Here is a 23,163-nt window from a genome sequence, read left to right as displayed (position 1 = left end):
TATTACCTACTTGATGAGGGTTTCTTTATAAAGCAAATCATGCGCTTTTAGGCGACGGATCACCGGGATCACCAGTAACGCCCCGGCAACGGAAAACAGCGCGCCCATAAGAAATTTGAGACCAAAACGTACTAACGCTACCTGCTGGCTCATCCCTATCAGCAAATCTTCTACCAGTCCTTTGGCTGACCAGGCCAAGCAGCCCACCAATGCCACAATGACAAAGCGCCAACGCAAGGTGAGCAAAGTACCTAAAACGATTAAGGCTAAATCCATCGATAATGCAGGAATGAAAAATTTAAGAAAAATTAACGGTCCACCTTTTCCTATCCCAAGAATGGCCGCGACCGCCCCCGCCAGCGCGCCACAGGTGGTAATCGCGCCTTTTCGACCGACAGCACCGTAGCAAATGAGATAAAAAAAGCTCATCAGCAGCATGGAATGGCCCGACAATCCCAGCTTTATCCGTAACATCCCTTTTAATGCCACCAGCAAGGTCGCGCAAAAGCCGATAAACAATGCATCCTGCAACTGAAAACCTAATTTGTTATCTGTCTGTGTCATGTGGACTCCGCGGCTCACGCCAATATGTCACCTGCGGCTGACTGCCGAAATGGCGACTACGCGCAGCAGTAGCGGTTTGCTGCGCCAGCTTTAGCAATTGCACAAATAAAGGGAAAATCACGCAGTATGCCAGTTCATACCAGTTCAACGGATTCAACAGTTGTCGAGGTGCGATTCTGGCGCCGCGCAATAACTGCAGCTGGTAAATATCGCGCAGTTCATTAGTCATAAAGGGCAATAGATTAATCGACGCTGCAACCACAAATGCCCATTGTGCCGGCATCACTTTGGCCAGAACCACACCAATCAATTGCGGCTTAATCACCACCGTAAGCCACCAGCCCGGTAATAGTGCCAACAGCATTCTGGCAACGGCCCACGCCCCTTGATTCATCTGCTTGCCGCCATGAATTAACGCATAAAGCAGTAACGTGAAACCTAATTGCAGCACGATATAACGGATAATACCGCGAATATCACCGCGCTTGATGAGTCCATGAACCAGCAACAACAAATTGATAAACGCCAAATACAGCAAACTTGATTGTGGAGCCAAAAATGCGGCGGAAGACAGTAAGGTAACTAACAACATTGCGGCCGCGGTTAACCATAGGTCACCGTCAACAGCCGCATTGGCGCTCATGAATGCTTGTAGACGCTTAGCCCGCATAGCGTTGCTCCGAGGATAATGCGCTCACGCGCAACGCTTGCTGGGTAAGCTGCCATTCCTGCGTCACTGATGCCAGCGACAAAGCACGGTGGCTGCTGAGGATCACCGTGCCACCCATAGAACGTAAATAGTTGATCATAAACCATAATTTGTCTAAATGCGCACCATCCAACCCTGCTAACGGATCATCTAACAACAACAGTGATGGGCGATAACATACTAAAGAAGCCAAGGCCACCAAATGCTGTTGGCCGTAGGACAAGGTATGGGGAGACCGCTGTGCCAGAGACAACAGATCCAGTTGCTGTAGCAGCTCACTGGCGAAAGAAACCGGCAAACCGAAACGCCGCAGACTGAAGCTCATCTCATCAATAACCGTTGATTCAAATAGCTGTCGATTGGGACGCTGCATGAGCAATCCCAGTTGTCCGCCAAATACGCCAGTTTTGGGACGCTGACCAAACACTTTAACAGGTAACGGGTTAACGTTGGACTGGATACCCGCGATGGCTTTGAGCAAACTACTTTTGCCAGCACCGTTATCACCACACAACATCACTAGCTCACCATCACGAACCGTCAATGGTTGCTTACTGCGAAACAACACATTGTCACCCTGATAACGAAACTCGAATGGTTCCGCACTCAAGATCACCTGATGACCAGGCTTTACTTCTGTCACCGTCAGTTGATGACCACAGTGGAACTGCCCGGGTACTAAATGCCCGGCGTGCAGTTGCCAGTAATGGCTGACAATATCCGCAAATGCGCCAGGGTTATGCTCTGACATCACCACGGCAATGTCTTCTGCCAGTAAACTACGAATGACGGCTTGTAGTTCTTCGACGCCAGAATTATCCAATTGTGCCCAAGGTTCATCGAGGAGCAAGACGGCTGGCTCACTCACCAACTGCGCGGCAATCATCAAACGGTATTTCTGCCCGAGCGACAGATTCCCGATAGGACAATCGAGACTGACAAACAGTCCGACGCGACGCAATGCCTTCTGCACTCTGGGGATCATTGCCTCAGTGTCAACGCCGATGTTTTCCAATGCAAAGGCAACTTCGGCGCCTACGGTTTGTCGCAGCAACTGAACCTGCGGATCTTGCATCACTAGACCGCAGAGTAGTTGACTACGTCGATAAACCCCACCTTCAAACGGACGCGTCTGCAGTCCAGATAACAGCCGCAGCAACGTCGACTTACCGGAGCCCGTTGGCCCACTGATACAGTGACAACTTCCAGATTCTACTGACATGGTCAGATCCCTGAAGATCCAGGGTTCCAAACTGCCATAGTTAAAACAGACGCCGTCGAGCTCCAGTAATCTCATGGTCAGATCTGCCAGTTAACCCCAACAAATACCTGCCGACCTGGTTGCGGTAATGAATCGGCTTGGTAGTAATTCTCATCCAGCAGGTTAGTGGCACGCAGGTAGAACTCTACCCCGGTACCAATCACCGGCTGAGTCAAATTAACATCCACTACGGTGAAATTACCCAGCGAGAATTCAGTCAGCGTCTTAACGTTGTTGACCTTCACATTCTGGTAGTAAACCTGGTCGATGATCCGTTCAACATTCAGATGGAAGCGGGTGTTAGTAGGTAACTGATAACCCAATTCAAAGCGGATCTGGTGTTTTGGTCGGTAATTGAGACCGTCATTTTTGGTGTCATCCGCAGTTTTGTCTTTAGAATCGAGATAACTGTACGCCAGACTCAAATTCAGTTTATCGATACTGTGGTTGCTTAATACGGTATCAAAGCCCTGGAAGCGGTAATCGCCAAGGTTCTGGGAAATACTGTTGCTATCTTTGGCGATGAAATTGTCGGTATCGGTATGGAACAGATGGATTTCAAAATCGGTGTCCATGCCCAAGCCCTGGTTCAGGCCAAGTTCAATAGTTTTAGACACTTCGGTTTTCAAATCTTCGTTGCCGGACGACAGGTCATACAGATCTGACATGGAAGGGAAACGAATTTTGCGGGCAGCACTCAAGGTTAGTTTAGTGCTATCCAGTGGCTGCCAATAGCTCGAGGCCATAGCAGAGTAATCGTTGTCAGAATTTTTCTCACGGTCCATGTCGTGGTATGCCGCACCTAGGGTATAGCCCCAGTTGCTAGCTGCCTGATACTGGTATTCAGCAGCGCCGCTATATACCCAGGCTGAATCATTGAAGGAATCGACTGTACTGCTGGAACTGCTGCCTGAGCCTGAGCCTGAGCCAGAACCTGAACCTGAACCACTGCCAGAACCAGAGCCTGAGCCTGAACCGGAACCACTGCCAGACGAAGTCGTGCTAAAAGTCCCAGAAACCGCGTCCCAGCTCTGCTTCTCGGCAATGACCGAAGTCGTCAGAATGCCCAGATCATTGAAATCGGCAATTAGCTGAACATTGGCCCCCTGCGTTTTAGAGGTACCGTCTTGATATTCACTGAGGGTGTCATAGCTTGCGTCAGTATAAACGGAGTCATAGGTTGCCGCTTCGTTGTAATAACCAAAGCCGCGCAATGTCAGTAACTCATTGAATTTATGTGCCAAACCTAACTGATAGGTTTTAGCGTCGTAATCATCAACCCGCTCATACTTAACCGTACCAGTGCCACTGCCATCACGCGGTGGTTTACCCCAATCACCGGAACGTATTGCCATATTGGCGATCAACTGCGTATCGTCGTTAAACCAGTAGCTACCCTGCGCGTAAAAATTGCGCAATGTTTTATCAGAGTTAAGACGAACACCTTCATCCTGAATAGCCGTTGCTTGGTAATCAGAAGACAGGTCATATCCATCAGTGGTCTGGTAGCTACCGCTGACAAATCCCTGCCAGTTGGCACCTGAACCGGCAGCACTGACATCTCCTTTGTAAGTATCGTTGCTACTGGCTTCAATGTTGCCGGCTAAGGCTGGCGCACTATTGCCCTGCTTGGTGATGATGTTGATAACACCGCCGGCCCCACCAGGACCATACAGCACTGAGGTAGGACCGACAGAAACTTCAATTGAAGCAATCTGGCTGGTCGGAATAATACTTGGGTCAAACTGACCGTCATCGGCACCGTTGGCCGGGACACCGTTGATCAACAGCATGACATGGCGGGTTTTGAACCCCCGGATATCAACACGAGGAGACCCCTCACCACCATAACGCACATAAACACCGGGAACAGTTTTCAACACTTCATCCAGGCTTTGTGCCCCCAGGGCCTGGATCTCATCTTCCGTGATGTACCATTGTGTAGTGGAGTTTTTGACTGCGCTACCGCGTTCGCCATGAACAACCATGACTTCATTAATGTTTAACAGCGGATCCTTAGCAGTTTCTTCTGCTTGTGCGGTTATGCCATATCCCATAGCCGCCATCGCTAGCGCAACAGCTGAAATTTTCAGTGGTACTCGTGACATTTTTATGCCTTATTGGTAGTGAAGTATTTGCTTATTTTCGCGATGCCTGTAAAAGGCTCAACAAATGCCAAGCAAAAAACTGACCAGGATCGACTATTACGGAGAAACACCGTAGCGGATATGTTAAATGCCGGCCAAAATGTCTCACATGTGCGATGTATCACGTAAATATGTCCATATTTTTCAAATCGAAAATAAGTAAAAACTGATAAAGATCACGCAAAAATTCACGCCGAAATACGCCATAACTTGACAGTGTTGGCTGCTGACTTTAGTTTGTGTCGCATATTCCTATCGTCGGTGTCGTTGTGCCGATCCAGGTTGTTGTAAAACCATCCGGAGCACCATTTGTCTGTACTACCCCTGTCGAAGGCTGTCAGCTCCTTAAGCGACAGACTTTCCCAGTTATTTGACCATTCCCAAACCGCGGGCATTCTGCAGCTGGTAGAGGAAGTGAGTCTGCCGCCGCTGATGTCATGGCTGGCTGCACAGCAGCAATTTCCCAAAATTTACTGGCAAGGTCGCGATCGCTATGAGGAAGTTGCAGGCGTAGGTAGTTGTCTGGATCTGCAGTTTGCCGAGGCGGTTGATGATGAAAAACTGCTGCAATTTTACCAACAACAAAGATCACTACCGCGCACTGCTGATGTGCGTTTTTATGGCGGGGTAGCATTCGATCGTCGGTTAGAATCCTGGCCCGAATTCGGTCGCGCGCGTTTTTTGGTGCCTCGCATAGAATTGCGCCGTTGCGAAGATAAAGGGTTGTTGATTGTTAATCTCAACCTCAGCGCACAACCACTTTCCGAGCAAATTTCCAGTGCCCAAGAGGCGTTGGCGGCGTTGCAAGCTGCACAACCCTTACCGCCACCGATAAAAACTGATGTGCAGACGCGGGTGGATATTCCCGATTTTGCGCGCTGGTCAGAACTAGTGACCGAGGTAACGTCACCAAACTTCAATCGGGACACGCCCAAAGTGGTGTTATCACGGCAAACCAAACTGCAAGTAGCGCAGACGCCCGATCCCTGGACGGTGCTGGCTTGCTGGCAGGGGCGCAATCCCACCAGTTTTCAGTTTGGGTTTCAGTTCAGTCCGGAACGCAGTTTTATCTCCTGTACTCCGGAACGTTTATATCGTCGGCAGCTGAACGAATTGGTTACCGAGGCACTGGCAGGTACGACTGTCCGGGGGTTGACCGAAGAAGAAGATGAACAGTTAGCACAACAGCTGCTGGATGATCATAAGAACAGTCATGAAAATCAGTTTGTTGGCACCCATATTGAGTCAGAATTGCGGCCACTCAGTGCACAGGTCTTTGCCGATGAACCGCTAAAAATCTTTAAGTTGAACCACATCCAACATCTGCATCGGGTGATCAAGGCACGTTTGCGCACGGAGGTCAGTGACTTTCAATTGTTGCAGGCATTGCATCCGACGCCAGCGGTGGGTGGTTTTCCTAAGGCATCCGCCTTGCAATATATTGCCAGCCATGAGGGCTATACTCGGGGTTGGTACGCCGGGGCCTGTGGTTTCCTCAGTTCCCAACTCAGCGAGTTCGCTGTGGCAATTCGCAGCGCACTGCTAGAGCCGGGTTGCATTAATCTGTACGCTGGCGCCGGGATACTCACCGGTTCCGATCCAGTGCTAGAGTGGCAGGAACTGGAAAACAAATTAGCGACCATCATGTCGATTCTGGTGGATTTCTAGCAGCGCTTGTAATCTGCATATCGCCGACTATAATGTGCGCCGCCCGGGCAATTCGGGCAGCGGGTTCCCTCACCCCGCGTAACTAACCAAAAAGGTCACAAGATGCTTTTGTTAACTCCAGCGCAAGTAAAACGCGCTTTATGGCTATTAGTCAGCTTCCATATTCTGATCATCAGTGCCAGTAACTATCTAGTGCAGCTACCGTTTCAAATTTTCGGTTGGCATACCACTTGGGGCGCTTTCAGTTTTCCATTCGTCTATCTTGCTACCGATTTAACAGTGCGCATTTTTGGTCAGCAACCCGCACGACGTATTATCTTTTTTGCCATGCTTCCGGCGTTAGTGGTGTCTTACGCCATTGGCGTGTTGTTCCACGATGGGCAATTTCAGGGCTTAGCGGCGTTGGCATCAACCAATGACGTTGTCTTTCGCATCGCCTTTGCCAGTTTTGCCGCTTATCTGATGGGGCAACTGATGGACATCAAAGTGTTTGCGGCCATTCGCGCTAAATGTGCCTGGTGGGTAGCCCCTTCAGCATCCACTATTTTCGGCAATCTGATTGATACCCTGATATTTTTCAGTGTGGCGTTCTATGCATCCAGTAACGCCTTTATGGCAGCTAATTGGCCAGAAATTGCCACGGTGGATTACAGCTTTAAACTGCTGATCAGCTTTGCGCTGTTTCTGCCCGCTTATGGGGTGTTGTTACGTTATTTACAGGACTGGATCCTGGATACGGGGACGCAGACCCAGTTATCCTGAACCCGCCAAAGCCTCAGTTAAGTTGAATGGCCGGTACCCCGTCATTCAACTTATTAATGAGCCTGATCCCCGTTTATCTTGCCAATGATAAGAGTGGCTCGGCAAGATATCGGCCTTGCCAGCACACCACGACGCTATGCGTTATACCAATGCCTCTCTGAGCTTAGTACCCCAAGCGGCAACCTCGGCACCATCACAAACATATTGATCGGCTTTGCATTTACTTTGTTTTTCATCGTCAAAATGCACAAAATCAGGCTTTTCCAGCAGTTCATCGGCCTTATAGCGGAACAGTACCTGATAAACAAAGTCGATAAAAATAATATATTTACGTGGCAAGTAAGCCCGTTTTGGAAAAGATACCCCCAGCACATTATGTTCCATAGGGAAATCTTCTAACAAAGGCACCAATTCGCCGCTCTTAATCGCTTCTTCGACAATCATCGGCGGCAATGCTGCAATACCCAACCCGGCAATTGCCACTTCCCGGGCTAAAGTAATGTTGTTTACTCTGAATTGAATTTTCGGCGTAATACTCTGCCATTGCTGACCATCAAAAATACGGATCTGCCCTTCTGACGGCAACTTCGCGAGGGAGGTGTACAGGTCAATATATTTATGTTGCCACAGCTCCTCCGGCTGCTGCGGATGGCCGAAGCGTTTCAGATAACTAGGACTGGCAACTAACACCGTAGAGGTATTGAACAGTCGGTAAGTTTGCAATCTAGAATCTTCCACCATCCCCACATGGAACAGAATGTCCACGCCTTCGGCGATAAGATCCACATTGCGGTTGCTTAATTCGGTGTCAATACGGATATCGGGATAGGACTCCAAGAAACACGCAAATACCGGCCCCATGAATAACTGACCCATCTCAAATGGACACACCACATGGAGATTACCTTTTACTCGCTGTTGGCTGGCACTCAGTTGTGCCTCGGCATTTTCCAGATCCAACAGAATCTTAGTAATTTTGTTGTAATATTCCGCACCAGCTTCAGTCAGGCGCAATGCCCGTGTGGTACGAAATAACAGCTGTACACCGGTTTGCTTTTCCAACTCGGCCACTTTGCGGCTGACAGTGGTTTTGGTCAATCCCAACGCATTAGCTGCCCCAGTGAAACTTCCTTGCTCCACTACCTGGGCAAAAATTTGTACCCGATTCAGATCCATTAATTGTTTCGCCTATGCAACAGTGAGTGAATTATTAAACTACTAATAAAATTTTTGGCACAGTTGTAGAATAACCTACCCTGAAGAAGTGAACCAGTTGCTTTTTCTAGTCGCGCGCAAATGATGCAATGCGGTATGTAATGACTGCGACGAACATAGTGCACGGCGTCGAAGGGCCTGAATGCCTGGCGACATTCAAGGATCTATAGGATATGGAAGTAAGCGGATTACCACGAAATGAGTGGTAATAAACTGACACTTTAATGAAATTTTACCATTTTAAATTTTCCCTTTTATTCGCACTTGTTAATAATGATTGCCTATACACTGATTTCGGCAGTCATGGAATTCAATTGCCTGTATCAGGATATGGGATGACCGGACGGTCTCTCAAACAAGTCGATTATTGATAGGAGTTCTCATGCGGCAGATATTGAAAGTTGCCTCAGTTGTAAGCATGGCACTATGGCTTAACGCCTGCGGTGCAGAAAAGGAGCCAGTGAAAGGACAACAGACGGCACCAGCCACTGAAGTGGGGATCATTCCTGTCAAAACAGCGTCTCAGGAACTCACCACGGTGTTGCCCGGTCGCAGCGTCGCCTATCTGGAAGCTGAAGTGCGGCCGCAGGTGAGTGGCATCATTTTGAAGCGCAGTTTTACTGAAGGCGGCTATGTGAAAAAGGGACAGTCCCTCTATCAGATAGACCCAGCCACTTACAAAGCTAGCGTCCAGAGTGCTGAAGCCGCGTTAGCAAATGCAGACGCCAGCCTCCAATCGGCAACGGCCACTTATCAGCGTTATCAAAAATTGTTAAAGACAGACTTCATCAGTAAAGAAGATTTCGATACTGCGGAAGCCGCCTACAAACAAGCCAAAGCGACTGTATTAACAGCCAAAGCCGCACTGAATACCGCTAAAATTAATCTGGAATATACCGAAGTGCGGGCACCGATTTCTGGCCACGTCGGCAAGTCCAGCGTTACCCCAGGGGCGCTCGTCACCGCCAATCAGACAACTGCCCTGGCTACGATTCAGCAGTTGGACCCCATCAACGTAGATATCGTGCAGTCCAGCACCCAGATGCTGCAACTGAAGAGCAGTCTCAAGGCCGGTCAATTAAAAGCGGCGGATAATGCCAAAGTGAAATTAATGCTGGAAGATGGCAGCCAATATAGCCATGAAGGTACGCTGAAATTTTCTGAAGTCAGTGTTGACGAAAGCACCGGTTCAGTCACCATGCGCGCCGAGTTTCCCAATCCCGAAGGATTGTTGTTACCTGGAATGTATGTCCGTGCGGTGTTAAGCACTGGCATCGACCCCAACGCGATTTTGGTGCCGCAAAAAGCGATCAGCCGTAACTCCAAGGGGCAAGCCGTGGCAATGGTGGTCAATCCGCAGAATCAAGTCGAAGCCCGCATTGTGACTACCGCAGAAGTTATCGGTAATCAATGGCGCATCACCAGTGGTCTCAACGCTGGCGATAAGCTGATTGTCGAAGGCTTGCAAAAAATTCGTCCGGGGGCCCCAGTCACTCCGAAAGAGCTTTCAAACCAGCAATAACAGGGCGGAACTTATGGCACGTTTCTTTATCGATCGCCCCATCTTTGCGTGGGTGATCGCAATATTATTGATGTTAGCTGGGGTGCTGGCGATTAAGTCATTGCCAGTCTCCCAATACCCGAAAATTGCGCCGCCAACCGTGGTGATTTCTGCAACTTATCCTGGCGCTTCTGCCAAGACAGTAGAAGATTCGGTCACGCAGATCATTGAACAGAGCATGACCGGTCTTGACCACATGCGCTATATCACCTCTACCAGCGACAGTTTCGGGAATGCACAGGTAACCATTACCTTTAACGCTGAGGCAGATCCTGACATTGCTCAGGTGCAAGTGCAGAACAAACTGCAGACTGCGATGACACTGTTACCGCAGGAGGTACAGCAGCAAGGGGTCAGCGTTAACAAGTCGACCTCAGGATTCTTGATGGTGGTAGGTTTTATCTCCACCGATGGCTCCATGAATAAAGCCGATATTGCCGATTTCATTGGTTCAAGTATCAAAGATCCCCTCAGCCGTGTACCCGGCGTGGGAGAAACCCGCTTGTTTGGTGCCCAGTACGCCATGCGTATATGGCTCGATCCCCTCAAGCTTACCCAATATGATTTGACGACTGCCGATGTTGTTTCTGCCATTAGTTCGCAAAACGCACAGGTGGCGGCGGGCCAGTTCGGCGGTGCACCTGCGGTAAAAGGCCAGGAACTGAACGCCACCATTACCGCACAGAGCCGGTTACAGACACCAGAACAGTTCCGTAAGATCATTCTGAAGTCGAACAGCAGCGGCGCAAATGTGTATTTGTCAGACGTAGCCCGCGTAGAACTGGGAGCGCAGAACTACAACATCTCCTCGCTCTACAACGGACAACCCTCCAGTGGTCTGGCGATCAGCCTGGCATCAGGAGCCAACGCTCTGGATACCGCCGCGGCCGTGAGAGCAAAGTTAGCAGAGTTACAACCGATTTTTCCTGAGGGGTTAAAGGTTATTTACCCTTATGACACCACTCCATTCGTCGAAAAGTCGATTGAAGGCGTAGTACATACGCTGCTGGAAGCCATCGTACTGGTGTTCGTCATCATGTACCTGTTCTTGCAGAACTTCCGTGCCACATTAATTCCTACCATTGCCGTTCCAGTCGTGTTGCTGGGTACCTTTGCCATCCTGTCATTTGCCGGTTACTCCATTAACACCTTGACGATGTTCGCCATGGTACTGGCGATTGGTTTGCTGGTAGACGATGCCATTGTGGTGGTAGAAAACGTCGAACGTGTGATGTCGGAAGAGGGACTTAGCCCTAAAGAAGCCACCAAGAAATCGATGGGACAGATCACCGGCGCCTTGATTGGTATCGGTGCCACGCTGTCTGCGGTGTTTGTGCCGATGGCATTTATGTCAGGTTCCACCGGGGTTATTTACCGACAGTTCTCTATCACTATCGTCTCGGCCATGGCGTTGTCAGTTATCGTGGCAATCGTGCTAACACCGGCACTTTGTGCCACCATGCTGAAGCCGATCCACCAAGGCGAAGGACATGAAAAGCGTGGATTTTTTGGTTGGTTCAACCGTGGCTTTGAACGCTTCACCTCTGGCTATCAATCTTCAGTGGCGAAAATCCTTAAACGTTCTTTCCGGATGCTGATTATTTACGTGGCGCTGGTGGGTGTGGTTGCCTGGATGTTTACGCGGATGCCAACTGCCTTCCTACCTGATGAAGATCAGGGGATTGCAGTATCTATGGTGATATTGCCGCCAAACTCCACTCAGGAAAGTACCGAAAAAGTACTGAAAAAGGTCTCAGATCAGTTCCAGAAAGAATCGGTTGTAAAATCGGTGTTTACCGTTGCGGGCTTCAGTTTCGCCGGTCAGGGACAGAACATGGGGATGGCCTTCGTTAACCTGAAGGACTGGTCAGAACGTACCGGACCGGGACAAAGTGTCCAGGCGGTAGTCGGCAGAGCCATGGGGGCATTTTCTCAGTTTAAAGACGCGATGGTGTTTGCGTTTGTGCCACCAGCGGTGATTGAACTGGGTACAGCGAATGGCTTCGATATGTATCTGCAAGATTTGACCGGACAAGGCCATGACAAACTGATCCAGGCACGTAATCAGTTGTTGGGAATGGCAGCACAGAATCCTAAGCTGATGGCTGTACGACCTAACGGCCAGGAAGATGCGCCGATGTACAAACTGGATATCGATTACGAGAAGCTAAAAGCACTTGGCGTCGAAATAAGTACCGTCAACAGTACCTTAGCCACCGCCTGGGGCGGTTCATACGTCAACGACTTTATTGATCGCGGCCGGGTTAAGAAAGTCTATGTGCAGGGTGAAGCCAAGTACCGTATGCAACCTGACGATCTCGACAAGTGGTATGTGCGTAACAGCAGTGGCGACATGGTACCGTTCTCGGCCTTTGCCAAGGGCTACTGGGAGTACGGTTCACCACGACTGGAACGTTTTAACGGCTTGTCAGCAGTGAACATTCAGGGTTCAGCAGCGCCCGGATACAGTACCGGCGAGGCCATAGAAACCATGAAGCAATTAGCCAGCCAGTTACCACCTGGATTCGGGATTTCTTGGAATGGGGTCTCATACGAGGAACAACTCTCCGGTAACCAGGCACCTGGCTTATATGCCCTGTCACTGTTGGTGGTGTTCCTGGTATTGGCAGCCTTGTATGAAAGCTGGTCAGTACCCATCGCGGTGATCTTGGTGGTACCACTAGGAGTAATCGGTGCACTCCTGGCAATGAATGGCCGAGGATTGTCTAACGACGTGTTCTTCCAAGTCGGTCTGTTGACTACTGTGGGGCTAGCCACTAAGAACGCGATTCTTATTGTGGAATTCGCCAAAGACTTCTATGAGAAAGGTGCCGGCTTAATCGAAGCAACACTGCATGCCGTTCGCGTGAGGCTTCGGCCTATTCTGATGACATCCCTGGCTTTCGGCCTTGGGGTGGTACCGTTAACCGTCAGCAATGGCGCAGGTTCCGGTAGTCAGCACGCCATTGGCACAGGTGTCTTAGGGGGGATGATGAGTTCAACCTTCTTGGGTATCTTCTTCATTCCGGTATTTTTCGTCGTCGTTGAGCGGCTGTTCAGCAAACGAGAAGAATCGGGAACTGACCAGTAGCAACTTACTAGTAAAAAAGGCCACTCTTATCGGGTGGCTTAATGTGATGGTCCGCCTCCCTTCTCAGCGACTATGCTGAGATTAGGCTAGACAGGAGGTAGACCATCCTGTTTATTCAAGTACTTGGTATCGATTTAGGCAAGTCAAACTTTCATCTTGTAGGCCATGACCGTGCAGGTAAAACGGTTGTGCGTAAGAAGCTTTCCCGTAAACAACTCATTGTTTTTCTTCAGCAACTACCATCTACCACTATCGCCTTTGAAGCTTGTGGTGGTGCTCATTGGCTCGGGCGTCTTTGTCAGCAGTTTGAGCATCACGTCAAACTCATCCCACCGCAGTATGTAAAGCCGTACGTCAAAGGCAACAAGAATGATTTTATTGATGCCGATGCGATAGCTGAAGCTGCCGGACGGCCATCGATGCGCTTTGTGGAAGTGAAATCCGAGGAAGCGCAGATAATTTCGGCTATCCATCGTGTACGTCAGGGCTATATCAAAGAACGTACGGCTTGTATGTCCCGGGTGGGCGCGTTACTGCTGGAGTTTGGGATAAGTTTTCCTAAAGGCCACAGCGTGATGAAGCGGTTATTTCAGTGGCTGGATGAGCATGCCCAACCTTTACCAGAGATGTTGATGACAGAGTTGAAAGGGCTCCATGACTATTACGACTATCTGTCAGCCCGGATAAGTGAGCAAGAGGTGAAGCTGCAACACCATTTGGCACAACATGAAGATGCACAATTGCTGAAATCCATTCCGGGGATTGGAGATATCACGGCCAGTTAGTGTGTAACGGAACTAGGTTCAGCAAAGCAATTCAGTAATGGCCGAAATTTAGCTGCCTGGTTAGGCTTGGTGCCTCATCAACACTCCACCGGAGGTAAGCCCCGATTACTCGGGATAAGCAAACGTGGTAACAAGCATCTACGCACGTTACTCATTCACGGTGCAAGAGCGATTTTATCGAGACCCGAGAAGACGGGCGCGGTGTTTGGCGAATGGCTGATAAAGCTCAGGGCAACCAAGCCATTCAATGTGGCGTGTGTGGCGTTGGCAAACAAACTGGCGCGCATCGTGTGGTCAGTGTTAAGAACAAAAGCGCAATTTAACGCAGCAAAGCTGCAACCTGAGTTTGCATGAATAGAGTGAAGATGACGAAAACGGTAGTACCACCGGGGTAAAACCTGACATAAAAAACAGCAGTAAAATGCTTTAGCTTTTTTGAGGATATTCCGGCGCGGAACTCATCGTGGAGCGGTAGGCGAGAGCTTCCAACAGAGACTCCGAATACATTAGCGCAGACCCACCTCGTTATTGAATTTTATTCTTGCAACAACGAGGCGGACCATACATTTTTTATGGGCTTTATTGGGGATTACATGGCGGCGCTGATTGCCCTCAGGCTGAAAATCAGGCAAAAAAAAGACCCGGAGAGGGTCTGAAAAGGCAAACTATTGAACTAATCGCTTTCGCCTAAACCATGTACCGATTCAATTTAAACCTAAAAGACTGAATAAAAGCTGAACAGTGAGTCCAGAAAAGTTAAGCCAAACGCATGAGAATAATAAAAACACCAGTTTTTTACATTTATGCCTACGGTTTTAACTAAGAATTGTTAATGATAATTTTAATATCAGCACATTAAACACACTAAAATAATATATTTTTATCAAAATTTTCAGACAATTATGAAACTCAACAGCACTTAAATGATAGAAATAAGATATCGTGACCTAAATATGAAAACAAAATGTTAAAAATGATAGTTATCTTAATATTTTTGTGCGGTTTTTTAAGCGGATAATTATAAAAATGTTTGATATTTAATCATTAATTAAACTGTTTGTATGATGCGTATCGATACATTTGAATAACATTTGCTAAGATGAAGGCACTTTGAGCGCAATAACGGAGCCTAACGTTGAAGCACCTGCTGATTTTTGTCGCTACCTTGCTGGTAATTACGCTCGTGCATGCGGAAACAAACCCGCCAAAACGTAAGATTATTGCCCATTACTCGGCGCAGGGTACTAGTCAGCAATTGCAGCAGGAAAAAGTCTATCGTTCCTCCCATGATGGCATCACGGTGTTCAGTGATCGCATCCCCAGCAACGACAATTATGAAGTATTGCTGTTTGACTGTTATGCCTGTAATCCGAGCTCGACCATTAACTGGCGCACCACCCCGCTATTTCGCAGCAGCTACAAAACCGAAATCGCTAAAGCGGCTAAAGCCTACCAATTAGACCCAGCACTGATCCGCGCCGTAATCCATGCCGAGTCGGCATTTAATAGCGCCGCCGAATCCCGTACGGGTGCCATAGGCTTGATGCAACTGATGCCCAAAACCGCTAAAGCGCTTGGCGTCGCTAACGCTTTCTCTGCGCCAGAAAATATTGATGCTGGCAGTCGTTATTTGGCACAGATGTTACAGCGGTTTAATGGCAATATCTCACTGGCGTGCGCCGCCTATAATGCAGGTCCCACGACGGTCAGCAATTACAACGGCATTCCGCCTTACCCGGAAACTAAAGCCTATGTCGAGCGGGTGGGGATTCTTCTACAACGTTATCGTGCGCTGTAAGCTACTCGCCGACTTCCCAGACAACGCGATAATTCCCCGGCTCTGCGTCTGAGGCCAACAAAGGCTGTAAGGTAGCCAACATCTCCTTGGCAATCTCATCCAACTGCCAGGGCGGATTAATAATCCACAATCCGGCGGCAGTCATCCCAAACTCTTCACTGTCAGGCTTGATGGCTTGTTCAATGCGTAATTGCCGTCGAATGCCACTTTCTCTCAAACGCGACAACATCGCTTCAGTCTGCTGACGATGCACAACCGGATACCACAACATATAAACGCCGGTAGCAAATTTGCGATAAGCCTTAATCAGAGTTTCTGCCACCAGTTCATAATCACTTTTAATTTCGTAACTGGGATCAATCAATACCAGCCCTCGGCGCTCCTTGGGAGGCACGGCGGCCAGTAGCCCATGCAGACCATCACCTTCGATACATTTTACCTGAGGATCTTTACCGAAATACTCTGTGAGCAACTGTTGATCCGAAGGATGCAATTCATGGATCAACATTCTGTCCTGGGGGCGCAAATTCATATCCACCAGCGCTGGCGAACCAGGATAGAAACCGAGTTCATCACTGCTTTCATTGAAATGACGGACATTCTCGAGATATAGCTGCAGACTTTCCGGTAAATCGTCGCGTTGCCACAAACGACCAATACCATCGCGAAATTCTCCGGTTTTTTCGGAAAACTCGTCACTCAGACTATAGCCACCCGCCCCCGCATGAGTGTCGATATAGACCAGTCCTTTATCTTTTTTCTGTAATAAGGTCAGCGCCTGCAACAACACTGCATGTTTCAGTACATCGGCGTAGTTGCCGGCATGGTATCCGTGACGATAGCTGAGCATAAGGGCTTCCAACAGTCTTCTGAGGGCGGCATTATAAGATTCATTGCACTAAAAAGCACCCGAGCGGCTGTATCTGTTACATGCTGGCTTTGGCATAATGTGGCTAACGCGGTTTAAAGCCAGAGTACGCTTTTGAAATCTCCCGAACCCACAATTTACTTTGACCAACAGCAGCCTCAGCTCGTCGAGTTAATGGCACGCTATCCGCTGCAATATGCGACCGATTCACCGTTTGAAATGGCACTGGTTGACGGTATGCTTAATCTCTTTAAACGGGATGAACCCAAGCTCGGCGGTATTCACGTAGATTTTACTGGTGGCGCGGTGGCACACCGGCGCAAATTTGGTGGTGGACGCGGTCAGGAAATCGCCAAAGCTGCCGGTCTCAAACAAGGCGCTTGTCCGACAGTGCTCGACGCGACTGCCGGGCTCGGACGTGACGCATTTGTATTAGCCAGTTTAGGTTGTAAAGTGTGGATGATTGAACGACACCCGGTAGTGGCCGCATTATTGGCAGATGGCTTACGCCGTGCTTATGCAGATGCCGAAATTGGCGAGTGGATGCAGCAGCGGATGCAGTTGCTTCCTTGGGGCACCACCCTGATGAGTGAAGCCTTGCCGCAATTAGCAATTGAAGTGGTGTATCTCGACCCCATGTATCCACATCGCGACAAATCAGCGCTGGTGAAAAAGGAGATGCGGGTATTTCAGCAATTAGTCGGTGCCGATGACGATGCGGCACAGCTACTCGAGCCCGCATTAGCCTTGGCAAGCAAACGCGTAGTCGTTAAACGGCCTGATTATGCAGAAGATCTTGCAGGGAAAGTGCCCACACTGGTGATGGCCTGTAAGAAAAATCGTTTTGACGTATATGTAAAAGCCGCCATGATTTAACCATCTGCGGGTATGGAGGTGATAATGCTGAAAATGCTACGAGATTATCTGCGCCTGCTGCTGTTCTTCACAGGAACTTTAGCCGGACTACAGGTGCCAGGTTTTGTTGATCAATATGGCAAAAGTCTGCAGGCACACTTGGCCGAAGCAAAACAGCAGCTAGCAGGCTTTCAACAGGATGCCGATCGCTATTTCGGCGGCAACCTCGAACAGCTCATCGCTCATTACGCTGCCAGTCCAGACCCGATATTCAGTGCTGGCGGTAATAATGTGAGTACGATGGCACAACGTCAATACGTGTTACAGGATGCCTGGCAACGTTTCAATAAAGCGATTTACACGCCATATACTGAAATCTTGTTACACCCATTACCCGATATCCGCCAAGAAGTTTGGCAACACTATAGCCACAATGTGTTACTGAAACCCGATGCGATGGCTTTTGGACTGGTGTCCGGGTTACTGCTGGCGATGCTGACTGAAGCGCTGCTCAGTCTCATTTGGCTGTTGTGTCGGTTGCCATTCAGAAGACGGCTGTCTGCATAAATTCAATCACTTAACAAGGACTCTCGATATGATTACTCAAGGTCAGCGTTTACCAGAAGGCAAGCTCAGCGAACTTACCGCAGAAGGTGTCGTCGAACATCAGATCCGAGAGCTGTTTGCCAAGAAAAAAGTGGTCATGTTTGCCGTCCCAGGCGCCTTCACCCCCACCTGTTCTAATGCCCACCTACCCGGCTTTGTGGCACTGGCAGATGAGATAAAAGCCAAAGGCGTCGATTTAATCATCTGCCTTGCGGTCAATGATGCATTTGTGATGAAAGCCTGGGGTGAAACGCAAAATGCCACAGAAATTATGATGGCCGCTGATGGCGATGCCGCATTTACAACGGCATTGGGTCTGCATTTTGATACTGGTCATTTCGGTGGCATACGCTCGCGTCGCTACGCCATGATCGTAGACGATGGCGTGGTGACACTGCTGAATGTCGATGAGCCCAAAGTGTTTAAAGTCAGCGATGCGCGCACCATTCTGGCGGCACTGTAATTAGTCTCGCGGTAATCTGATGGTGGCGCGCAAGCCACCTTCACGGCGATTATCCAGTATTATCTGCCCCTGATGGCGTTCAATGATCCGCTTGATAATGGCCAAGCCGAGTCCGGAGCCGACACTGCCACGTGCGCTGTCACCTTGGGTAAAAGGTTGAAACAACGTTTTAACCTGTTCCGGCAAAATGCCCGGGCCGTTGTCTTCCACGCAGAAGCGTACCCAATCCCGATCCCAGCCGGATGAGATGCGGATCCAGCCATTACCGTAACGGCGCGCATTTTCCACCAGATTGGCCAATACCCGTTTTATGGCAATCACGTTAATATTGATGACCGGGCAATCGGGACTTAATACCATCTCAATCCCTTCAGTACGTTTACCTTCAAGTTGCACTAGGTCTTCAATCAGCTGATTAATCTGTGCCGGTTCATGCGCCTGCTGATCCTGACGGATGTAAGCAATGAATTGGTTGATGATGGCATCCATATCCTCAATATCTTTGATGATCCCTTCCTGCAGGTAGGCATCTTCCGGTGCCATCATCTCCGAGGCCAAACGGATGCGAGTTAACGGCGTACGCAGATCGTGTGAAATCCCGGCCATCAACAGCGCCCGGTCCTGTTCCAACTGCCGCATACTCTGCGCCATCTGGTTAAAGGTGCTGGTGACTTCGATAATTTCCGATGATCCGGTCAGCGGTAACGGTTCGGGGAAGTCGCCGCGGGATACGGCTACGGCAGCCTTCTGCAAACGTCGCAATGGGCGGTTTTGCTGGCGGGCAAACCACCAACCACCGGCGACACTCAAGGCACCAATTACCAGCAGATACAGATTTAGGGGCGAGAGCGCGTTTTCATTCCAGCTATTAAGTGGCACCTTAATCCACACTGAGGGCGCCTGCGGTGGTCGGATCCAGATCTGCAAGCCTCTATCATGCTGCGAGATCCTTACTTCAGCATCGCCGCCCAGATATTGGGACATCTGGCTCGACAGAAAGCCGTAATAGGTCGTGTGTTCAATTCCGGCTGCACGCGCCTGCTGCTGGTTATAAACCTGCATCTCGTCGCTATGCACTTTGGCATTCAAGGCATCAACCATGGTCAAATGCTCACGACCGATATCGACACCATCGGCAAACAACAGATTGATCTGCCGCGCAATCAACTGGTTGATTTGCTGGTAACTGGGCTTGATGAAATAGACCGTAACCGTCAGATAGGACACCAACTGATTGATCAACAGCAGGCAGCCTATCAGCATCACCGTCTGGCTGAAGGCGCTACGCGGCAGCAGCCGCTGCCACCAGCGAAGTTTCATTTCCGTTGCGCACCATCCGGCACGAAGACATATCCCAGTCCCCAGACCGTCTGGATATAGCGTGGATTGGCTGGGTCTTTTTCAATCAAACGGCGCAGACGCGACACCTGAACGTCAATGGACCGTTCCAGCGCAGAATAATCACGACCACGTGCCAGATTCATCAGTTTATCGCGGGATAAAGGTTCTCGCGGATGAGTCACTAATACTTTCAAAACGGCGAATTCGCCGCTGGTCAACGCGATAGACTCATCATTGTGGTACATCTCGCGAGTCGCAAGATTCAGGCTGAATTCGCCAAATTCGACTAACTCTTCCTGTTGTGATGGCGCACCGGGGATGTCCTGCGTCTGACGGCGCATGACCGCTTTGATACGCGCTAATAATTCACGCGGATTGAAGGGCTTGGGCAGGTAATCATCGGCACCGAGTTCAAGGCCGATAATTCGGTCAACTTCATCACCTTTGGCGGTCAGCATCACGATTGGCAACACACTGCCTTGCTGGCGCAAACGGCGGCAAATCGACAGGCCGTCTTCGCCGGGCAACATCAAATCCAGCACTAGCAGGTGAAAATTTTCCCGCTCCAGCAACCGATCCATCTGTTCAGCATTGGCAGCACTGCGCACCTGGAACCCTTGCTCTACCAGATAACGCTCCAATAAGGCTCTTAGCCTCATATCATCGTCAACCACCAGAATCTTGGAAGTTTCTTGTCCCATGCGAGTGTTCCTTAAAGCAAACGGAAAGCCGCTACGCGGCGTATGGCCTGATTTTGCACCATAGTAACCGAAAAGTGGAAAGTCCGGCCAAAATTTAGCGAGTTAACCCGCAAAAAGCCACCCGATACTTTGTAACAGGAATTTAAGATAGCCGCGTCAAGTTCATTAATTTTATGCAGATTTTAATGCTTAAAAAATTACGAATGGGCAATATCAGCCTCGGTAAGGCTGACCCCTTTGATTTGTGCAAACAATTCGGTCCCCGGCTTGAGAGCCAACTCATCCAGCGACCAGCGGGTAATGTTGGCCCACAACGGCATATTGGATAGCGACAAACGCAGCTGCACGTAATCGCTGTTGGCCGTAGTATTAATCTGTGCAACGGTGACCGGCAGGATATTACGAATACTGCTTCCCACCGGCATGGTGGTGCACACGGACACCTGATTGCTATGTACCCGTACCCGGATCCGTTCGCCGGGTTCCCGATGCGTCTGGCTCACCCAGAGGCTAGCACCATTGTCCAGCTGTAATCGGGTCATGGCGTAATCTGCATGCGTTTCTGCTACCGTCGCCAGCAGCAGTGAACTTTGCTCCTGCTGACTCAGCCAAGGCCGCAATTCATCACTGTCCCAGACAGTTTCTAATGGGCCACTGATCACCGTTTTACCTTTGTCGATCACCAGCATGTAATCCGCCAGTTGCAGAATTTCATCCAGGCTGTGACTGACATAGACGATTGGCAATTTCAGCTCTCGCGTCAATCGTTGCAGGTAGGGTAACAACTCGCGTTTGCGCGGTAGATCCAGCGATGCCAACGGTTCGTCCATCAGCAGAATCTCCGGATTAGTCAGCAGCGCACGGCCGATTGCCACACGCTGCTTTTCTCCCCCGGACAGGCTTGTTGGATAGCGCTCCAGCAAATGCTCCAATCCTAACAGTTGCACCACGGCGTCAAACTGCGCCACCGATTTATTGCCTTTACGACCATAATTGAGATTGCCACGCACCCGATAATGCGGAAACAACCGGGCATCTTGGAAGACAAATCCCGCATTGCGTTGTTCGGGTCGTAAATTGATATGTTTGCCGGAATGGTAAAGCCAGCGCTCCCCGAGTCTGACTTCACCGCTGTCCGGCGCAGCTAACCCACCTAAGATATTCACTAATGAGGTTTTACCCGCACCACTGCGACCAAACACCGCACTGACGCCCTGTAATGGCAAGGCCACGTCCACATCCAGCAGTGTTTCGCCCAACTGCCGCTTTACCTTGATAGTTAGCATTGTCCGTGTGCCCTCTGTTGGGCTTTTTTACCCAGCCATTGTGACGCTACCAACGATAACAGTGAGATAATGATGGCGATAACACACAGGCGTCCGGCTTGCGCTTCAGCACCCGGGGTTTCAATAAACGAATACATCGCCAATGGCAGCGTACGCGTTTCTCCCGGGATATTAGACACAAAGGTGATGGTCGAACCGAATTCGCCAAGACTGCGGGCGAAAGCCAATACCATACCGGAAACGATCCCCGGCGCTGTCAATGGTAGGCTAATGGTAAAAAACACCCTTAACCGTCCGGCGCCCAAGGTGCGAGCGGCTTGTTCCAGTCGAGTATCTACAGCCTCAAACGCTTGTCGTATTGCGCGTACCATCAAGGGAAACGAAACCACGGCTGCCGCCAATGCCGCACCGCGCCAGCTAAAGGCGAAACTGATGCCAAAGGTTTCATACAGCCAGTGACCAAGCCAGCCCGAGCGTCCCATGGAGATCAACAACAGATACCCGACGACCACCGGCGGCAGCACCAAAGGCAGATGGATCACGCCGTCCAATAGCGATTTACCGGGAAAATCGAAGCGCGCCAGCACCCAAGCAATCAAAATCCCCGCTGGCAGACTGCAACAAACCGCTGTCAGCGAGACTTTCAGGCTTAATAATAAAGCGGCGACTTCATACTCTGTCAGTAACGCCAAGGCTCAATATCCTTTACTTGATAACAAAACCGTACTTAACAAAAACTGCTTTGGCCGCATCAGTTTGCAGGTAGTCATAAAATGCTTTTGCGGTAGCGCTGGGTTTACTGCTTACCAACGCTAACGGATAACTGATCGGTTTGTGACTGCTTTCGGGGAATACGCCTAGAGTCTTCACATCTTTAGAAATCAGCGCGTCAGTGGCATAGACAATGCCTAGCTGTGCTTCTCCACGTTCCACCAGTGCCAGCGCCGCTCTCACGTTGTTAGCGCGCGCCAATAGCGGTTCTGCCTGCGGCCACAATCCCAGATTTTCCAGCGACTGTTTGGCATAACGTCCGGCTGGCACATGGTCAGGATCGCCTACGGCTAAACGGCTGTCCGCCACGGCGGCTTTCAGGTCCCAAGATGCAGAAATGGTTACGTCCTTTGCAGCACTGGTTTTGGGAGCGATCAGCACCAGGGCATTGTGCAACAAGGTTACCCGACTGCTGCTGTCAACGGCCTTGTTATCAACCAGATAGTCCATCCATTTCTGATTAGCAGATAAAAACAATTCTGCCGGAGCGCCTTCCGCGATTTGCCGGGCTAATGTTGAGGAAGAGGCAAACGAAAAGACGGTTTCGCTCCCGTGTGCTTTATCAAAATTCTGACCAATATCTGTCAACGCGTTGGTCAATGACGCGGCCGCAAACACGGTCAACTTCTCTTTGGCACTGACGCCAAAGCTCAATACCAGCCCCAGCGCCGAGGCGAGTAATACACGCACCAGTGATTTCATTTTTTATCC

The 23,163-nt window shown here is 49.8% G+C and carries 19 protein-coding genes and 1 pseudogene; 9 read left to right on the top strand and 11 right to left on the bottom strand.

Annotated features, from left to right (window positions below; genetic code table 11):
• Positions 1 to 6: 6 nt before the first annotated feature.
• The 4 genes from KDN34_RS00450 to KDN34_RS00435 are packed head-to-tail and all read right to left on the bottom strand — an operon-like array spanning position 7 to position 4,642.
• Positions 7 to 564 (bottom strand): core component of ECF transporter, encoded by a 558-nt coding sequence (locus KDN34_RS00450; RefSeq protein WP_212595022.1) that lies wholly within the window; start codon positions 562 to 564, stop codon positions 7 to 9.
• The gene (locus tag KDN34_RS00445; RefSeq protein WP_228730387.1) at positions 548 to 1,234 is read right to left on the bottom strand and encodes an energy-coupling factor transporter transmembrane component T; all 687 of its coding nucleotides are present in this window, start codon (positions 1,232 to 1,234) and stop codon (positions 548 to 550) included. Before KDN34_RS00445 ends, KDN34_RS00450 begins: the two co-directional genes overlap by 17 nt.
• Complete coding sequence (locus KDN34_RS00440) at positions 1,224 to 2,570, bottom strand: ATP-binding cassette domain-containing protein (protein WP_212595021.1); 1,347 nt, start codon at positions 2,568 to 2,570, stop codon at positions 1,224 to 1,226. Before KDN34_RS00440 ends, KDN34_RS00445 begins: the two co-directional genes overlap by 11 nt.
• Positions 2,571 to 2,572: 2 nt before the next feature.
• Positions 2,573 to 4,642, bottom strand: coding sequence for a TonB-dependent receptor (locus KDN34_RS00435; RefSeq protein WP_212595020.1), 2,070 nt, complete (start codon positions 4,640 to 4,642; stop codon positions 2,573 to 2,575).
• Between the two features lie 348 nt (positions 4,643 to 4,990).
• Here KDN34_RS00435 and KDN34_RS00430 point away from each other — a divergent pair, with 348 nt between their 5' ends.
• Both KDN34_RS00430 and KDN34_RS00425 read left to right on the top strand, forming a co-directional pair.
• Positions 4,991 to 6,349 (top strand): isochorismate synthase, encoded by a 1,359-nt coding sequence (locus tag KDN34_RS00430; protein ID WP_212595019.1) that lies wholly within the window; start codon positions 4,991 to 4,993, stop codon positions 6,347 to 6,349.
• A 102-nt stretch (positions 6,350 to 6,451) separates the two neighbouring features.
• Positions 6,452 to 7,111 (top strand): 7-cyano-7-deazaguanine/7-aminomethyl-7-deazaguanine transporter, encoded by a 660-nt coding sequence (locus tag KDN34_RS00425; protein ID WP_212595018.1) that lies wholly within the window; start codon positions 6,452 to 6,454, stop codon positions 7,109 to 7,111.
• A gap of 141 nt (positions 7,112 to 7,252) precedes the next feature.
• On the opposite strand, the gene KDN34_RS00420 is transcribed toward KDN34_RS00425, so the two are convergent.
• Positions 7,253 to 8,287 carry a LysR family transcriptional regulator gene (locus tag KDN34_RS00420; RefSeq protein WP_212595017.1) on the bottom strand — a complete coding sequence of 345 codons (1,035 nt, stop codon included), beginning with the start codon at positions 8,285 to 8,287 and terminating at the stop codon, positions 7,253 to 7,255.
• A gap of 421 nt (positions 8,288 to 8,708) precedes the next feature.
• On the opposite strand from KDN34_RS00420, the gene KDN34_RS00415 reads away from it, so the two are divergent.
• From KDN34_RS00415 to KDN34_RS00400, 4 genes and pseudogenes are all read left to right on the top strand, one after another.
• Positions 8,709 to 9,848, top strand: coding sequence for an efflux RND transporter periplasmic adaptor subunit (locus KDN34_RS00415; protein ID WP_212595016.1), 1,140 nt, complete (start codon positions 8,709 to 8,711; stop codon positions 9,846 to 9,848).
• A 13-nt stretch (positions 9,849 to 9,861) separates the two neighbouring features.
• Complete coding sequence (locus KDN34_RS00410; RefSeq protein ID WP_212595015.1) at positions 9,862 to 12,978, top strand: efflux RND transporter permease subunit; 3,117 nt, start codon at positions 9,862 to 9,864, stop codon at positions 12,976 to 12,978.
• A gap of 104 nt (positions 12,979 to 13,082) precedes the next feature.
• Positions 13,083 to 14,117 (top strand): annotated as a pseudogene (locus KDN34_RS00405) (IS110 family RNA-guided transposase).
• Positions 14,118 to 14,907: 790 nt separating this feature from the next.
• Positions 14,908 to 15,561: a lytic transglycosylase domain-containing protein gene (locus tag KDN34_RS00400; protein ID WP_407695787.1), complete on the top strand. Its 654-nt coding sequence runs from the start codon at positions 14,908 to 14,910 to the stop codon at positions 15,559 to 15,561.
• Between the two features lies 1 nt (position 15,562).
• Here KDN34_RS00400 and KDN34_RS00395 read toward each other — a convergent pair whose 3' ends face one another.
• Complete coding sequence (locus KDN34_RS00395; RefSeq protein ID WP_212595013.1) at positions 15,563 to 16,411, bottom strand: 23S rRNA (adenine(2030)-N(6))-methyltransferase RlmJ; 849 nt, start codon at positions 16,409 to 16,411, stop codon at positions 15,563 to 15,565.
• A gap of 192 nt (positions 16,412 to 16,603) precedes the next feature.
• Between KDN34_RS00395 and KDN34_RS00390 the strand changes: the two genes are divergently transcribed.
• Genes KDN34_RS00390 through KDN34_RS00380 form a run of 3 tightly spaced genes read left to right on the top strand, consistent with a single transcriptional unit; the run spans position 16,604 to position 18,353 of the window.
• Positions 16,604 to 17,305, top strand: coding sequence for a class I SAM-dependent methyltransferase (locus KDN34_RS00390; protein ID WP_212596466.1), 702 nt, complete (start codon positions 16,604 to 16,606; stop codon positions 17,303 to 17,305).
• Between the two features lie 24 nt (positions 17,306 to 17,329).
• Complete coding sequence (locus KDN34_RS00385) at positions 17,330 to 17,851, top strand: DUF2937 family protein (protein ID WP_212595012.1); 522 nt, start codon at positions 17,330 to 17,332, stop codon at positions 17,849 to 17,851.
• Between the two features lie 28 nt (positions 17,852 to 17,879).
• Positions 17,880 to 18,353 carry a peroxiredoxin gene (locus tag KDN34_RS00380; RefSeq protein WP_212595011.1) on the top strand — a complete coding sequence of 158 codons (474 nt, stop codon included), beginning with the start codon at positions 17,880 to 17,882 and terminating at the stop codon, positions 18,351 to 18,353.
• On the opposite strand, the gene envZ is transcribed toward KDN34_RS00380, so the two are convergent.
• From envZ to modA, 5 genes are all read right to left on the bottom strand, one after another.
• Positions 18,354 to 19,673: a two-component system sensor histidine kinase EnvZ gene (gene envZ / locus KDN34_RS00375; RefSeq protein ID WP_212595010.1), complete on the bottom strand. Its 1,320-nt coding sequence runs from the start codon at positions 19,671 to 19,673 to the stop codon at positions 18,354 to 18,356. It abuts the gene before it with no gap.
• Positions 19,670 to 20,395: an osmolarity response regulator transcription factor OmpR gene (ompR, locus tag KDN34_RS00370; RefSeq protein ID WP_212595009.1), complete on the bottom strand. Its 726-nt coding sequence runs from the start codon at positions 20,393 to 20,395 to the stop codon at positions 19,670 to 19,672. The genes envZ and ompR overlap by 4 nt, the downstream gene beginning before the upstream one ends.
• A 197-nt stretch (positions 20,396 to 20,592) precedes the next feature.
• On the bottom strand, positions 20,593 to 21,681 hold the full coding sequence (modC, locus tag KDN34_RS00365) for a molybdenum ABC transporter ATP-binding protein ModC (RefSeq protein WP_212595008.1): 1,089 nt from the start codon (positions 21,679 to 21,681) through the stop codon (positions 20,593 to 20,595).
• Positions 21,675 to 22,373, bottom strand: a complete 699-nt coding sequence (gene modB, locus KDN34_RS00360; protein ID WP_212595007.1) for a molybdate ABC transporter permease subunit — start codon at positions 22,371 to 22,373, stop codon at positions 21,675 to 21,677. The genes modC and modB overlap by 7 nt, the downstream gene beginning before the upstream one ends.
• A gap of 13 nt (positions 22,374 to 22,386) precedes the next feature.
• Positions 22,387 to 23,154, bottom strand: a complete 768-nt coding sequence (gene modA / locus KDN34_RS00355) for a molybdate ABC transporter substrate-binding protein (RefSeq protein ID WP_212595006.1) — start codon at positions 23,152 to 23,154, stop codon at positions 22,387 to 22,389.
• Positions 23,155 to 23,163: the final 9 nt, after the last annotated feature.

The organism is Shewanella yunxiaonensis (assembly GCF_018223345.1).
GTDB classification, from domain to species: Bacteria; Pseudomonadota; Gammaproteobacteria; order Enterobacterales; family Shewanellaceae; genus Shewanella; species Shewanella yunxiaonensis.
This window is presented reverse-complemented; position numbering and strand designations above follow the sequence as displayed.

Excerpts from the sequence above, each read along its gene's own strand:
- envZ (WP_212595010.1), bottom strand. The coding sequence starts at position 19,673 with ATGAAACTTCGCTGGTGGCAGCGGCTGCTGCCGCGTAGCGCCTTCAGC.
- KDN34_RS00435 (WP_212595020.1), bottom strand. The coding sequence starts at position 4,642 with ATGTCACGAGTACCACTGAAAATTTCAGCTGTTGCGCTAGCGATGGCG.
- KDN34_RS00450 (WP_212595022.1), bottom strand. The coding sequence starts at position 564 with ATGACACAGACAGATAACAAATTAGGTTTTCAGTTGCAGGATGCATTG.
- KDN34_RS00395 (WP_212595013.1), bottom strand. The coding sequence starts at position 16,411 with ATGCTCAGCTATCGTCACGGATACCATGCCGGCAACTACGCCGATGTA.
- KDN34_RS00415 (WP_212595016.1), top strand. The coding sequence starts at position 8,709 with ATGCGGCAGATATTGAAAGTTGCCTCAGTTGTAAGCATGGCACTATGG.
- KDN34_RS00440 (WP_212595021.1), bottom strand. The coding sequence starts at position 2,570 with ATGAGATTACTGGAGCTCGACGGCGTCTGTTTTAACTATGGCAGTTTG.
- KDN34_RS00390 (WP_212596466.1), top strand. The coding sequence starts at position 16,604 with ATGGCACGCTATCCGCTGCAATATGCGACCGATTCACCGTTTGAAATG.
- modA (WP_212595006.1), bottom strand. The coding sequence starts at position 23,154 with ATGAAATCACTGGTGCGTGTATTACTCGCCTCGGCGCTGGGGCTGGTA.
- ompR (WP_212595009.1), bottom strand. The coding sequence starts at position 20,395 with ATGGGACAAGAAACTTCCAAGATTCTGGTGGTTGACGATGATATGAGG.
- KDN34_RS00385 (WP_212595012.1), top strand. The coding sequence starts at position 17,330 with ATGCTGAAAATGCTACGAGATTATCTGCGCCTGCTGCTGTTCTTCACA.
- KDN34_RS00425 (WP_212595018.1), top strand. The coding sequence starts at position 6,452 with ATGCTTTTGTTAACTCCAGCGCAAGTAAAACGCGCTTTATGGCTATTA.
- KDN34_RS00410 (WP_212595015.1), top strand. The coding sequence starts at position 9,862 with ATGGCACGTTTCTTTATCGATCGCCCCATCTTTGCGTGGGTGATCGCA.
- KDN34_RS00445 (WP_228730387.1), bottom strand. The coding sequence starts at position 1,234 with ATGCGGGCTAAGCGTCTACAAGCATTCATGAGCGCCAATGCGGCTGTT.
- modC (WP_212595008.1), bottom strand. The coding sequence starts at position 21,681 with ATGCTAACTATCAAGGTAAAGCGGCAGTTGGGCGAAACACTGCTGGAT.
- KDN34_RS00380 (WP_212595011.1), top strand. The coding sequence starts at position 17,880 with ATGATTACTCAAGGTCAGCGTTTACCAGAAGGCAAGCTCAGCGAACTT.
- KDN34_RS00420 (WP_212595017.1), bottom strand. The coding sequence starts at position 8,287 with ATGGATCTGAATCGGGTACAAATTTTTGCCCAGGTAGTGGAGCAAGGA.